The organism is Natronococcus occultus SP4, from assembly GCF_000328685.1.
Lineage (GTDB): Archaea > Halobacteriota > Halobacteria > Halobacteriales > Natrialbaceae > Natronococcus > Natronococcus occultus.
Genome location: NC_019974.1, coordinates 591,012 through 604,912, shown reverse-complemented (window position 1 = coordinate 604,912; position 13,901 = coordinate 591,012). Strand labels below are relative to the sequence as shown.

13 protein-coding genes are annotated in these 13,901 nt (G+C 66.3%); 3 read left to right on the top strand and 10 right to left on the bottom strand.

Features of this window, described 5'->3' with window-relative positions:
• The first annotated feature begins 88 nt into the window (after positions 1–88).
• Together NATOC_RS02990 and NATOC_RS02985 are read left to right on the top strand one after the other, a co-directional pair.
• Positions 89–619 (top strand): DUF84 family protein, encoded by a 531-nt coding sequence (locus NATOC_RS02990; RefSeq protein ID WP_015319935.1) that lies wholly within the window; start codon positions 89–91, stop codon positions 617–619.
• Positions 620–786: 167 nt separating this feature from the next.
• Positions 787–1,023, top strand: coding sequence for a DUF7123 family protein (locus NATOC_RS02985; protein WP_015319934.1), 237 nt, complete (start codon positions 787–789; stop codon positions 1,021–1,023).
• Positions 1,024–1,079: 56 nt separating this feature from the next.
• Here NATOC_RS02985 and NATOC_RS02980 read toward each other — a convergent pair whose 3' ends face one another.
• From NATOC_RS02980 to pyk, 6 genes are all read right to left on the bottom strand, one after another.
• Positions 1,080–1,697: a winged helix-turn-helix transcriptional regulator gene (locus tag NATOC_RS02980; protein ID WP_015319933.1), complete on the bottom strand. Its 618-nt coding sequence runs from the start codon at positions 1,695–1,697 to the stop codon at positions 1,080–1,082.
• Between the two features lie 81 nt (positions 1,698–1,778).
• Entirely contained in the window at positions 1,779–2,846 is a 1,068-nt protein-coding gene (locus tag NATOC_RS02975) for an SPFH domain-containing protein (protein ID WP_015319932.1), read from the bottom strand.
• 90 nt (positions 2,847–2,936) lie between these two features.
• Entirely contained in the window at positions 2,937–4,145 is a 1,209-nt protein-coding gene (locus NATOC_RS02970; RefSeq protein WP_015319931.1) for an SPFH domain-containing protein, read from the bottom strand.
• A gap of 59 nt (positions 4,146–4,204) precedes the next feature.
• Entirely contained in the window at positions 4,205–4,786 is a 582-nt protein-coding gene (locus tag NATOC_RS02965; protein ID WP_015319930.1) for a membrane protease regulator, read from the bottom strand.
• A 62-nt stretch (positions 4,787–4,848) separates the two neighbouring features.
• Positions 4,849–5,193, bottom strand: a complete 345-nt coding sequence (locus NATOC_RS02960; RefSeq protein WP_015319929.1) for a DUF7312 domain-containing protein — start codon at positions 5,191–5,193, stop codon at positions 4,849–4,851.
• Positions 5,194–5,239: 46 nt separating this feature from the next.
• Positions 5,240–7,000: a pyruvate kinase gene (gene pyk / locus NATOC_RS02955; protein WP_015319928.1), complete on the bottom strand. Its 1,761-nt coding sequence runs from the start codon at positions 6,998–7,000 to the stop codon at positions 5,240–5,242.
• A gap of 118 nt (positions 7,001–7,118) precedes the next feature.
• On the opposite strand from pyk, the gene NATOC_RS02950 reads away from it, so the two are divergent.
• Entirely contained in the window at positions 7,119–7,406 is a 288-nt protein-coding gene (locus NATOC_RS02950; RefSeq protein WP_015319927.1) for a GYD domain-containing protein, read from the top strand.
• 179 nt (positions 7,407–7,585) lie between these two features.
• Here NATOC_RS02950 and metG read toward each other — a convergent pair whose 3' ends face one another.
• The 4 genes from metG to ppsA form a co-directional block, all read right to left on the bottom strand.
• Positions 7,586–9,682 carry a methionine--tRNA ligase gene (metG, locus tag NATOC_RS02945; protein ID WP_015319926.1) on the bottom strand — a complete coding sequence of 699 codons (2,097 nt, stop codon included), beginning with the start codon at positions 9,680–9,682 and terminating at the stop codon, positions 7,586–7,588.
• A 258-nt stretch (positions 9,683–9,940) separates the two neighbouring features.
• Entirely contained in the window at positions 9,941–10,267 is a 327-nt protein-coding gene (locus tag NATOC_RS02940) for a hypothetical protein (RefSeq protein ID WP_015319925.1), read from the bottom strand.
• The gene (gene mfnA / locus NATOC_RS02935) at positions 10,267–11,364 is read right to left on the bottom strand and encodes a tyrosine decarboxylase MfnA (RefSeq protein ID WP_281170493.1); all 1,098 of its coding nucleotides are present in this window, start codon (positions 11,362–11,364) and stop codon (positions 10,267–10,269) included. Before mfnA ends, NATOC_RS02940 begins: the two co-directional genes overlap by 1 nt.
• 112 nt (positions 11,365–11,476) lie before the next feature.
• A complete protein-coding gene (gene ppsA, locus NATOC_RS02930; RefSeq protein ID WP_015319923.1) occupies positions 11,477–13,822 on the bottom strand; it encodes a phosphoenolpyruvate synthase in 2,346 nt (781 codons plus the stop codon).
• Positions 13,823–13,901: the final 79 nt, after the last annotated feature.

Below are 13,901 nucleotides of genomic sequence, written 5' to 3'. Positions count from 1 at the left end.
GGGGTTTTTCGTCAAAATCCGTGTAGGACCGAACTCACGACTCGAAACGAAACGAGAGTTCCAAACGGGCCGGATCCGAAAGGACGGTATGGACGTCGCAGTCGGGAGCACGAACCCGGTCAAGGTCGAAGCGGTCGAGCGAACCCTCGCGCGGTACGAGCCGACGGTTATCCCGGTCGCGGTCGACTCCGATGTCTCCGAACAGCCCCGGTCGATCGCCGAAACCGTCACGGGCGCCGAGAACCGGGCGAAACGTGCCCTCGAGAACGCCGACGCCGAGTACGGGATCGGTCTCGAAGGCGGCGTCGCCCGGATCGAGGACGTCCCCGGGCTCTCGCTGATCATGTGGAGCGCGGCGACCGACGGCAACCGACTCGAGCGGGGCGGCGGGCCGACGCTGCGGCTTCCCGAGTCGGTCGCGCGCCGGATCGAGGACGGCGAGGAGCTCGGCCCGGTGATGGACGACGTCCTCGGGCGGAAGGGGGTCGCCGAGACCGACGGGGCCGCCGGCGCGCTCACCGGCGGACTCACCGACCGCACCGCTGCCCTCGGCGAGGCGGTCGCCTGCAGCGTCGGAGCGCTGCTATCCTCCGAGTACGCGTCGGAGGCCGGTCGCTAATCACTCCTTTCGCGGACAGTCGCCGGTTCGGACCGATTAACCGGCCGTACCAACACCCCGTTTCGCCCCCGGTATTCTCGTCTTACTCCCGCGAAGAATCGCATGCCGGCAGGGAGTTAACTACCCGTACCAAACCCCCTAAGAGCGTTCCCGTCGTCTGCGCTCGTATGAGCACCGCAACGGCAACCGACCTCACGAGCAAACAGCGCCGGATCCTCCGGTACCTGCGCGAACACGCGGCGACGAAGACGTACTTCAAGTCCCGCGTCATCGGCCAGGAGCTGGGGATGACGGCCAAGGAGGTCGGCTCGAACATCACCGCGCTACAGGGGGCCGACTCGGGGATCGAGATCGAGAAGTGGGGCTACTCCTCGAGCACGACCTGGAAGGTCACCTGTCTCTGATCGGTCGTCGCTCTCGAGTCACGCTTTTTTCGAAAACGATGGGGGGAGCGATCTCGCTACCCGTCGTAGGCGACGTACTGATCGGCGTTTCGCGCCAGCCGCCGCGCGCGGTTGCCGAAGGAGTCGGCGTGTCGGACCGCCAACACGAGGACGGTCTCGGGTCGTTCGACGGCGTACCCGTCCTCGCGGGAGAGCAAGCCGGCGTTCTCGAGTTCGCCGGCGTACTTGCTCACCGTCGGCGCCGAGACGCCGAGCGAGTCCGCCAGGTCGCCGGCCGTCGACTCCGGGACCAGCAGGAGTTCGATCAGCATCCCTCGCGGGGTGTCCCGGCGGAGGTATCCAAGCGCGCGCTTCTCGAAGTCGTCGAACCGGTCGGCCGGCACGAACCGCTTGTAGTCGCCGTCGCGGTAGCGCTCGACGACACCCTGCTCTTCGAGCTGACGGAGGTGATGTTGGGTCTCGCCGGTGCCGAGCTGCAGGTCGTCCCGGATCTTCGAGAAGTGCGCTCCGGGGGTCGTCGAGAGATAGCCCGTGATCGCGTCGCGGGCGTCGCTCTCGCCGGTGTCGGCGCTCGCGGACTCCGAGAGTCCGGCCACCGGCGCGGCGGCTCCGAGCGCGGCGAACCGGCGGAGGGTCGAGCGTTTGTCGTCGTCGACCCCTTTGGACGGTGTCATAACGTCTACCGTCCGTAATGTGATCCGCGGTAAAACAGGTTTCGCTCCGTCTCGCCCAGTAGGATCGGCCGCTCCGGGCCGTCAGTCGGTGTTTGTGGCGGGTTCGATCGGTTCGTCCGTATCCGGCTCCGCCTCGATGTCGAGCTCGGAATCGGATTCGATCTCCGCGTCGATCTCGCCGATGATCTCGCTGATGTCGTCGAGACCGATCAGCTCGCGGGTCTCCTCGTCGAACTCGAGGCTCTCGAGCTGGTCGCCGTCCTCGGCGACGTCGCTGCCCGAGAGGTGGGTGCCGTACCGGCCGACCATCGACGTGAGCTCCTGGGGCATGACGAAGGTGGTCGACTCGCTTTGCCCGATCTCGGCCAGGGTGTCCATCCCCCTGTCGATGACCGCGCGCTCGCCCATCGATTCGGCCGAACGAGCCCGCAGCACGGTCGAGATGGCGTCACCCTGGGCCTCCAGAATCTGGCTCTGCTTCTGGCCCTGGGCGCGGATGATCTCGCTCTGTTTGTCACCCTCGGCCGCCTCGACGGCGCTGCGGCGCTCGCCCTGGGCCTCGAGGATCATCGCTCGCCGCCGTCGCTCGGCGGAGGTCTGTTTCTCCATCGACTGCTGGACGTCCTTCGAAGGGTTGACCTCCCGGACTTCGACCGACTCGATCCGGATCCCCCACTCGTCGGTGGGTTCGTCGAGCTCCTGGCGGATCCTGGCGTTGATCTCCTGGCGCCTGTTGAGCGTATCGTCCAGCTCCATATCACCGATGATGGCCCGCAGGGTGGTCTGGGCGAGGTTCGAGACGGCTCCCTCGTAGTCGTCGACCTCCAGGAAGGCCCTCTTTGCGTCCGTTACCTTCATGTAGATGACGGCGTCGGCAGTTACCGGTGAGTTGTCCCTCGTGATCGCCTCCTGGCGGGGAACGTCGACGGTCTGGGTCCGCATATCGTAGCTGTAGGTGTTCGAGACGAACGGCGGGACCACGTTGATTCCGGGCTCGAGCAGCTTGCGGTACTCGCCGAGGACGGTCAGGGCTTTCTTTTCGTAGGCGTCGACGACGACGATACTGCTTCGCAACACGATCGGCACTAGCACGATCAACAGCGCGCCGATCGCCAGTCCGGCAGCCGTCGTCACGAAAAGCGGAGACATACGCCCACCAGTGAGTTGACACTCTAAAAGTGTTTCCGTTATACTGATAGCTAATGCGAGAACGGGTGAAATTCCGCCGCGGCGAGCCAGTTAGTTCGCGTTCGTGTCGTCGGTCGCGGCGTCGGCGTCCGCCGTCGCGGACGTGTCAGTATCGTCCGTCGCCTCCGGCGTCCCGCCGTCGGTCTGCTGGAACTCCTGGTCCATCTCCTCGATCACTTCGTCCGGATCCGTGATCTCGGCCGGGTCCTCGCCCTCTTTGATCGCCTGGGCCTCCTGTTCCATCGCCTCGACGTCCATCTCGGCTTCCTGATCGATCTCGCCGATGATCTCGGCGATGTCGTCGAGGCCGATCAGCTCGCGGGTCTCCTCGGAGAACTCGAGGCTCTCGAGCTGGTCGCCGTCCTCTTTGACGTCGCTGCCCGAGAGGTGTTTGCCGTAGCGGCCGACCATCGAGGTCAGTTCCTGGGGCATGACGAACGTCGTCGACTCGCTCTGGCCGATCTGTTCGAGCGTCTCCATTCCCTGATCGATGATGGCGCGTTCGCCCATCGATTCGGCGGATTTTGCCCGCAGGACCGTCGAAATCGAGTCACCCTGGGCCTCCAGGATCTGGCTCTGCTTTTCTCCCTGGGCACGGATGATCTCGCTTTGCTTGTCACCTTCCGCCTTCTCGACGGCGCTGCGGCGTTCACCCTGCGCCTCGAGGATCATCGCACGGCGCTTCCGTTCGGCAGAGGTCTGTTGTTCCATCGCGCGCTGGACGTCCTTGGAGGGGTTGACCTCCCGGACCTCCACGCTCTCGACGCGGATCCCCCACTCGTCGGTGGGTTCGTCCAGCTCCTTGCGGATCTTGGCGTTGATCTCCTGGCGCTTGTTCAGCGTGTCGTCCAGCTCCATGTCACCAAGCACCGCACGCAGGGTGGTCTGGGCGAGGTTCGAGACGGCCTTCTTGTAGTCGTCGACCTCGAGGAAGGCCTTCTTGGCGTCCATCACCTTGATGTAGACGACGGCGTCGGCGGTCACCGGGGAGTTGTCCCGGGTGATCGCCTCCTGCCGGGGGACGTCCAAGGTCTGGGTTCGCATATCGAACCGATAGGTGTTCGAGACGAACGGCGGGACCCAGTTGATCCCGGGTTCGAGCAGCTTGCGGTACTCGCCGAAGACGGTCAGTGCTCGTTTCTCGTAGGCGTCGACGATCTCGATCGCGCTGAGTAGCGCGGCGACGACGACCACGAGGACGAGCGCACCGAGAAACAGCAATGCACCGCCGGTTTGCAGTGGGAGTAGTTCGATCGCCATACGTCGATCTTACGGCGGTGAGGGGAAAAACGTTCCCCCAGTCAACATGTCCCGATCGATCAGTCGGACTTCTCGGTTTCGGGTTCGCGAATCGAGTCGTCGGTGCTCGAGTCGTCGGGCTCTTCCGGCGTCGTGGATTCCCTGGCGAGCGCGCGGTCGATCTCGTCCTCGCCGAGCGCGTCGAGGGACTCGACGGTCAGGACGTTCCCGCCGCCGGGATCGAGGACGATGATCTCTTCGCCCTCCTCGATGCTACCGCTGGCGGTGCGGGCGCTGTAGTAGGGGGCGAACCCGCCCTCGTCGAGTTTGACCTCGCCGCCCCGGTTGGTGATCGTCTCGGTCGCGTACCCGGTCGTCCCGGCCAGCGACGACGAGTCGGACGTCTGTTGTGTCCCCTTCCCGCCGTAGAAGTCGAACTCTCGGTAGACGTAGGTCGCGGCGATCCCGATAACGAGGGTAAGCGCCGCCAGCACGAACAGCCCGCCCGGTAGCGGGAGCAACAGCCCGAGCAGTCCGGCCCCGGCGAGCGCGACGCCGATGACGATGAGGTGTGCCCCGGGCGACAGCGCCTCGAGCCCCATCAACACGAGGCCCGTCGCCAGCAACACGAGGGGCACGTTCTCGAAGAGAACTTCGATCATGTCCGACCGTAAGGTCTCGCCGCGATTAAATGTTTAGTGGGCCCGGGGGTGGATCGGGTCGGTCAGAAGACGAGCGAGACCACGCGGGCGATCACGAGCAACATCGCGACCGCGCCGAGCAGGACGAACACGGCGCTCTCGAGGGAGGGGGTCCCCGGATGGATCGGCGTCGAGCTCGGCTCGGGCGCGTAGGGGTCGTCTTCTTCGTCCTCGGTTTCGGTCGTTCCGTCGGCTCCGGCGCCGGCGTCGTAGCTCGAGAGATCGATCGGGATCCGGTCGTCGTCGGTCGCGCGAGCGGTGTCGCGGACGTTCCGAACCGTCGTGTGCTCGTCGGCCGAACCGCTCGCCGACCGCTCCCGCGTCCCGTCGTCTCCCTCGTGCCGATCACCGGAGGCGTCGCCTGCCATACCGACGTCTTGTGTGGCCGCGGTCAAAAACCCGCGGTCGACGCGGTCAGTTCCGTTCGGTTCGATCGCCGATGGAGCCGCCGTAGACGACGCCGCGCTCGGCGTCGAGCGTGACGGTCGCCCCGTCCTCGAGCTCGTCGACGTCGGCGCCGCTGATCATCGGCACGTCCATCTCCCTGGCAACCAGCGCCGGATACCCGGTCATCCCCCGCTGGGCGTTGACGATTCCGCCGAGCCGGTCGAGGTCGCCCTCGAACTCGTCGTCGAACTCCGACTCGAGGGCGACGATCGCGCCGTCGGGGATCGTCGAGAGGTCGCCGCTGTGGAGACGCGCGATCGGTCCGGTCGTTCGCCCCTCGACGACGACTCGACCCGTCGTCAACGCGTCGGCCGCGACGTGGACCTTCATCATGTTCGTCGTGTTGGCCCCCTCGAGGTCGGTCATCATCCCACAGAGGACGACGACGGTGTCACCGCTGTCGGCGACGCCGGCGTCGAGCGCCGCCTGGACCGCCTTCTCGACGACGGCGTCGGCCCCCTGGTCGGAGACGCGGGCGTACAGCGGCGTCACGCCCCACGAGAGCGCGAGCCGACGCCGAACGTCGTCGTTCGGCGTCGAGGCGACCACCGGAACCCCCGGTCGGTACTTCGCCGTCTTCAGCGCCGTGTAGCCGGACTCGGTCGCAGCGACGATCGCGTCGGCACCGACGTCCCGAGCCATGTACCGCGCGGACCGGGCCAGCGCGTCCGTCCGGGCCTCGCCCGCGGTCGGGACGCGTTGCTCGAGCGTTTCGGCGTACTCCTCGGAGTTCTCGACCTCGCGGACGATGCTGTCCATGGCGTCGACGACCTCGGTCGGGTGGTCGCCGATCGCCGTCTCCGCCGAGAGCATGACTCCGTCCGTGCCGTCCAGCACGGCGTTTGCGACGTCGGAGGCCTCCGCACGGGTCGGCCGACGGGCGTGGACCATCGAGTCGAGCATCTCCGTCGCCGTGATGACTGGCGAGCCCGCCTCGTGGCACTTGCGGATGATCCGTTTCTGGATCATCGGGACGTCCTCCATCGGACACTCGACGCCCAGATCCCCCCGGGCGACCATGATTCCATACGAGGCGTCGATGATCTCGTCTAGATTCTCGACGGCACCCGCCCGCTCGATCTTCGAGATGATCGGCACATCCTCGGCACCGAGCTCCTCGAGGACTTCGCTGACCTCGTAGACGTCCTCGGCGTCGCGGACGAAACTCGCCGCGACGAAGTCGACTTCCTTCTCGGCGCCGAGCTCGAGGTCCTTCCGGTCGGAGTCGGTGACGATGTCGAGATCGAGGTCGACGCCGGGAACGTTGACGCCCTTGCGGCCGCCGAGCTCACCGCCGGTGTCGACGCGGGCCCGAACGACGCCCGCCGAGCGCTCGAGGACGGTCGTCTCGATCAGCCCGTCGTCGAGCAAGATGCGATCTCCCGCCTCGACTTCCTCGATGGGTAGGGAGAGTCCGACCCGGTCGGGCGAGGCGTCCTCGCCCTCGACGAACTCGATCTCGGAGCCGGTCTCGAGGGTGACGGTTTCGTCGTCCGGAAGCGGTGCGGTCCGGACCTCCGGCCCCTTCATGTCGAGCATGACGGCGACCGGGTCGTCGCTTTGCTCGTCAACTGCACGCACGCGGTCGATCAGCGTCGCCCGGTCCTCGAGGCTGCCGTGGCTCGCGTTCAGCCGTGCGACGGACATCCCTGCGTCGGCGAGCGACGCGATCGTTCCCCGGTCGTCCGAGGCCGGACCCAGAGTACAGACGATCTTCGCGTTTCTCATGCCGTCTGCTAGCGCGAGCACCGTCAAAAAACTGCTTGGTTTACTCGGTCCCGAGTTTACAGTCGCCCCATCATATGCCACGGGAACGGTTTTCCGGCTCTCATGCCTCGTTCCAGGTATGCCTACCTTCGCGTCCGTCGTAGAGCTCACCGATCGGGACGTCCAGAACATGCAGGAACTCGCCTCGATCTGGGGGGAGATCAGGACGGAGTTCGAGGAACACGACACCACGCTCGAGGACTCCTACGCGATGCTGGGCGAGCACGACTTCCTGGTCATCTTCGAGGCGCCCGATCAGGAGGCGGCGTTCAAGGCCGCGCTGACGCTACACCGCCACGGACTCGACGCACAGACGATGGCGCTGAAGGATACCGACGACTTCGCGGACCTCGTCGACGAGGTCTGAATCGGAACGGTGAATCGCTGCGTCGGAACATGACCGTCGCTTTCCGGACTGTGATCGACCAGCGAGAGCGGGATCGATACTCACCGACAGGAAGGTGCTGATCGGTCCGCGAACAGGGACGGACCGACGCCACAGCGCGGTCGTCGGCGGACACAGCAGCCGTCGAGAGCGTCGGCGGGCTATCGAACTTTCTCGCCGATCTCGCTATCGCCGTGAGTCGTCAGCAGGTCCGCCTGCTCGCCGGCAGCCAGGACCATCCCGTTCGACTCGACGCCGAACAGCTCGGCGGGCTCCATGTTCGCCAGCAGGATACAGTTCTCGCCGGGCAGCTCCTCGAGGTCGTGCAGTTGCTTGATTCCTGCGACGACCTGGCGGGTCTCGAAGCCGATGTCGACCTCGAGTCGCGCGAGGTCGTCGGCGCCCTCGATCCCCTCGGCCGCCTCGATCCGCCCGACGCGGATGTCGAGCTCCTGGAACTCCTCGAACCCGATACGGTCCTCGAGCAACGGCTCGAGGGCGTCGGTGTCTGTATCTGCCATGTCCGTGGATTCGTCCGAATCGGTGTCGTCGCTTTCGGTTTCCTCGTCCCCATCGTCGCCGGCCGCAGCCACGCGCTCCTCGAGCTTCTCGTTTAGCTCGTCGACGCGGTCGTCCTCGATCTTCTCGAAGAGCTCACCGGGCTCCGCGAAGTTCCGGGGCGGGGCCTCGAGGGCGTCCTCGAGGTGGGCGTCGGCAATCGCGCCGTCCTCGCCGATCTGCTCCCAGAGCTGCTGGGACTTCCCGGGCGTGATCGGCTCGAACAGGACGGCGACGGCCTTGGCGATCTGGACGCAGTCGCGGATCACTTGCTGAGCGCGCTCGGGGTCGTCGTTGGTGAGCTTCCAGGGCTCGTTGCGCTGGATGTACTCGTTGCCGAACTGCGCTAACTGCGTGGCGGCCTGTCCGATGTCTCGCAGCGAGTAGTCGTTGACCCCCTCGCGGACGTCGCCGATCGCACCCTCGATGCGCTCCCGGACCTCCTCGGAGACGTCCGCGTCCGGGGTCCCCTCGAAGTTCCGGTAGGCAAAGAGCAGCGAGCGGTACCAGAAGTTTCCGACCGTACCGACGAGCTCGCCGTTTACCTTCTCCTGGAAGGCGTCCCAGGAGAAGTCGACGTCCTGCTGGAGTCCGCCCGTCGTCGTCAGGTAGTACCGCAGCAGGTCCGGGTGGAACCCTTCTTCCAGATACTCCTCGGCCCAGACCGCACGGTTGCGGCTCGTCGAGAGCCCCTTCCCGTTGATCGTGATAAAACCGGTCGCGGCGACTGCGCGGGGCGCGTTGTAGTCGGCACCCTCGAGCATCGCGGGCCAGAAGATCGTGTGGTGCTGGATGATGTCCCGGCCGATGACGTGGACGATCTCACCGTCGTCCTTCCAGACGCGCTCCCAGTCGTACTCCTCGGGCCCGACTCGCTCGCTGTACTGTTTCGTACTCGAGATGTACTCGACGGGCGCGTCGACCCAGACGTAGAGGACGATGTCTTCCTCCTCGTCGCCGGGGTAGTCGATCCCCCACTCCATGTCGCGGGTGAGACACCAGTCCTGGAGCCCCTCTTCGATCCACTGGCGGGGCTGGTTGCGGGCGTTCGAGGTTCCCTCGAGGCCGTCGAGGAACTGGGTGAGGTAGTCGGAAAACTCCGAGACCCGGAAGAACTTGTGGGTGCGCTCGCGGTACTCGGCGTCGTTACCGGTGATCGTGCTCGTCGGGTCCTCGATCTCGCCGGGTTCGAGGTGGCGCTGACAGCCCTCGTCACACTCGTCGCCGCGGGCCTTTGCGCCACAGTACGGGCAGGTCCCCTGGACGTAGCGGTCGGGCAGGTACTGGTCGGCGTCGGGATCGTAGGCGACCTGGATCTCCTTCTCGTAGACGTACCCCTCCTCGTCCAGGGTGCGGACGATCTCCGTGGTGAGTTCGGTGTTGGTCTCGTCGTGGGTGTGACCGTAGTTGTCGAACTCGACGTTGAACTTCGGGAACGTCTCCTCGTACTGCTTGTGCCACTCCAGCGCGAACTCCGCGGGGTCGACGCCCGCCTGCTCGGCGTTGACCGCGACGGGCGTGCCGTGCATGTCCGAGCCGGAGACGTACGCGGTCTCCTGGCCGAGCGTCTCGAGCGCGCGCGAGAACGCGTCCGCGCCGATGTATCCCCGCAGGTGACCGATATGGAGGTCGCCGTTCGCGTAGGGCAACCCGCAGGTCACGACCGCGGGACTGTCCGTCGGAAAGTCGTCGTTGCTCATATCTGTGATCTGTCGGTGGCGGGCGTAAAACCCGCCGGTTTCGGTCGATCGTTCGAACGGGACGATCCGTCGGGCGTCGGAACGGGTAGCCGGGTTTCGAGTCCGCGCGACGACCGTATGACCGGCGGTTCGCGGCTCTCCTCCCGGACGGCGCTAGCGCTGCATCCGCATAGAACGAGCCTGGTACGCAGCGGTCGCCGTCATCCTACTCGGGCATACTCCCGGAGCCGCCAAAAACCTACCGCGAACTCGCTCGAGTCACTCTCCCGGCGCTGTCTCCATGGTCCAGACGTCCGGCAACAGATCGGTTCGACTGCCGAACAGCAATCCGAGACCGACGAGCATGGATCCGAAGAAGACGACGGCAAACGCCACGCTTCCGAGGGGCAAAACCACTGAGACGGCGGTGACGACCCACGCCAACCAGGCAAGCGCCTCCCAGGGCCGACCCCCGTGGAGCCGCCAGGTCGACAGCGACAGGAGGAACCCACCGAGCATCGCCGCGACGACGGCACCTTCTAGCAGCGCCGAGGACGCGACGAGGACGAGGACGCCGACGAGCGTGACACCGTCGAGTCGGTCCATCAGTCGTCGCCGACGACGGGGACGCTCGCACGCACTTCGAGCCGATCCAGATCGGCGACGAACGACGCCAGCATCTCCCGGGTGACGTGGGGCATACAGACGACCCGGAGCTCTCCCGTCGCGGTCCGGGAGAGGCGCCATCCCTCCGCCCGGAGCGCCTCGAACGTGGGTCGGGGAACCGTCGCGGCGACCAGCGGGAGCGTCGGATCGACGACATCGTACCCGCGCTTCTCCAGGGCGTCGGCCAGCCACTCGGCGTTGCGCTGCGAGCGGGCATACTGCTCGCGGTATCCCTCGGGCCACAGCGTCCGCATCGCCGCGACGGCGCTTGCGACGCCCGCGCCCGACCGGGTACCCGTCAGCGTCGCCTGGGAGGTCGACTCGAGATAGGGCGTATCGACGGCGAGCTCATCGAGCAGCGATTCGGAGCGTGCGAGCAGTCCGCCCGCTGGAACCGCGGCCTGGCCCATCTTGTGGGGGTCGATCGCCATCGTGTCGACCGGCGCGTGGCCGAAGTGCCACTCGTAGTCCGTAAAGGGGAGGGCGAAGCCGCCCCAGGCGGCGTCGACGTGGAGCGTCGCCCCGACCGAGTCGGCGATCTCGCCGAGTTCGGGGATCGGGTCGACGCGCCCGTACTCCGTGGTTCCGGCGACGCCGGCGACCAGGGCGGTGTCGGAGTCGACGCTTGCCCGAACCGCCGTGAGATCTGCGCGGTGGTCGTCGTCGGTCGGCACGACCCGCAGCTCGACCTCGAGGACGTCGGCGGCCTTCCGGAAGCTGAAGTGACACGACTCGGGCACGACGACGTTCGGCCGCGGCGAGTCGGTTCGCTCGCGGGCGATCCGAACCGCCTGGATGTTCGCCTCCGTCCCGCCGCTTGCGACGTAGCCGGCGGGATCGTCGAGGCCCGCGACCTCGCCCAGCAGGGCGACGGCCTCGTCCTCGAGCTCGGCAACCCGCTGGTAGGTGGCGGGATCGCCGGGGTTCGTCGCGAGAAACCGTTCGGCCGCATCGCGTGCATCCGGGTGCGGCTTCGTACACATCGACGAGAGAACCCGGTCGAACGCCTGCGGCTCCGCTTGCATATCACTCAGCAGTCGGGTCAGCCGCTTAGTAGTTGCGTTCTTTCCGAACGGCCGTCTTCGAGGGTCGGGCTCCACCGGGAGCGCTACAGGGCGCGTATGCGCTGAGGGAGTAGGGGAGGGTAGTTTACCGCACCGAATCGAGCAGCAGTTTCTGTTCGACGCGTTTGACCTCGTGTTGGACGTCGCGAACGGCGTCGATGTTCGCCGAGATCGAGCTTACGCCTTCGTTAACGAGGAACTGGACCATCTCCGGCTTCGAGCCGGCCTGACCGCAGATGCTCGTGTCGACGTCGTGTTCGCGGCAGGTCTCGATGACGTCGCCGATCAACCGGAGTACCGAGGGATGCAGCTCGTCGAAGCGGTCGGCGACGTGCTCGTTGTTGCGATCGACCGCGAGCGTGTACTGGGTGAGGTCGTTGGTCCCGAAGGAGGCGAAGTCGATTCCGGCGTCGGCCATCTCCTCGACGGCAAGCGCGGAGGCGGGCGTCTCGATCATCACGCCCCAGGTTCGCTTCTCGGGATCGATCCCCGCCTCGGTCATCAGCTGTTTGGTCCGGTAGACGTCCTCGGCGTCGTTGACCAGCGGGAACATGATCTCGACGTTGTCGTAGCCCATCTCGTAGAGCCGGCGGAACGCCTCGAGCTCGTGACCGAAGACGTCGGGTCGGTCGAGCGAGCGGCGGATGCCACGGTAGCCCAGCATCGGGTTGTGCTCGTGGGGTTCGTCGTCGCCGCCCTCGAGCTGGCGGAACTCGTCTGTCGGGGCGTCAAGCGTCCGGACCCGGACGGGTCGGGGGTAGAACTCGTCGGCGACGCCCCGGACCCCCTGGACGAGCTCCTGGATGTAGGCGTCCTCGCCGTTCTCCTCGATGAACTTCGCGGGCGTCTGGTTCAGCGAGAGGATCATGTGCTCCGTTCGCAGGAGTCCGACGCCGTCGGCTCCGGTTGCGGCAGCACGTTCGGCGGCCTCCGGAATCGAGACGTTGACCTTGACCTCGGTCGCGGTCATCGGCTTGACGGGGGACTGCGGGCGCACCTCCTCGACAGGTTCGGCCTCCTCCTCGGGAGAGACCGTATCGCCCTCGAGGACGGAGCCCTTGTCGCCGTCGAGGGTGACGACCTGGCCGTCCTCGAGGACGCTAGTGGCGTTGGTCGTACCGACGATCGCAGGGACGCCGAGTTCGCGGGAGACGATGGCTGCGTGGCTGGTCATCCCGCCCTCGTCGGTGATGATCCCCGCGGCGCGTTTCATCGCGGGCACCATGTCGGGCATCGTCATCTCGGTGACGATGATGTCGCCCTCGCCGACCTTGTCGAGCTCGTCGAGCTTGGTGACGATCTGAGCCGCGCCGCTGACCCGGCCGGGGCTCGAGCCCAGCCCGTCGACTAGCACGTCGCCGGCACCGTCCGACCCCGATCGGGAGTCGCTCCTGGAGCTGTCGGCCGTCTGGACGCCGCTTCCGTCGGTGAGCCCCGCCGAGATGTCGCCGGTTTCGCCGCTTCCGGCCACGTCGGTTTCGCCCTCGTCGATCGTCGTGATCGGACGGGACTGGAGCATGAAGACCTCTCCATCGAGGATCGCCCACTCGACGTCCTGGGGCGTGTCGTAGTGGTCCTCGACGCGCTCGCCCAGATCGACGAGCCGATCGATCTCGTCGTCGGCGAGGACGCGGGCGTTCCGTTTTGCCTCCGACACGTCGATCTCGCGGGTTTCGCCGGTCTCCTCGTCTTTGGCGTGCATCACCTTCTTTTCGGCGACGGTGACGTCGACCGAGCGGTCCTGGCGGGAGACGACGTAGTTGTCGGGAGAGACGGCGCCGGAGACGACGGCCTCGCCGAGCCCCCACGCGGCCTCGATGATCATCGTCGGATCGCCCGTGGAGGGGTGGCTCGTGAACATCACACCCGATTTCTCGGCGTCGACCATCTGCTGGACGACGACCGCGATGTTGACCGCGGAGTGATCGAACCCCTTCTCCTGGCGGTAGTAGATCGCCCGCTGGGTAAACAGCGAGGCCCAACACTCCCGAACGCGATCGAGCAGATCCGACTCGGTGACGTTCAGGAACGTCTCCTGTTGCCCCGCGAAGGAGGCGTCGGGGAGGTCCTCGGCGGTCGCCGAGGAGCGGACGGCGACGAACGCCTCCTCGCCGTCCTCGCCGACCTGCCGGTAGGACTCGAGGATCTCCGCGCGAAGCTCGTCGGGAAACGGCGTCTCGAGAATGAGGTCCTGTGCGCGTTCGGCCGCCTCGGCGAGCGCGCTCGAGTCGTCGACGTCGACGTCGACGGCCTCGAACAGTTCCTCGTCGATGTTCGCGTTCTCGATGAACGATCGGTAGGTGCCCGCAGTTACGACGAATCCAGGTGGGACGGGAAGTCCAGCGCCCGTGAGCTCGCCCAGAGAAGCTCCCTTGCCGCCGACCTGCTCGAGGTCACCGGCGCTGATTTCGTCCAACCAGAGTACAGCCATCTGTAGCTGGAACGTCACGCGACCAGCTAAAGAAGGTTGCGAACGGAACACACGATTCACAACTCGTAGCCGAATGAGT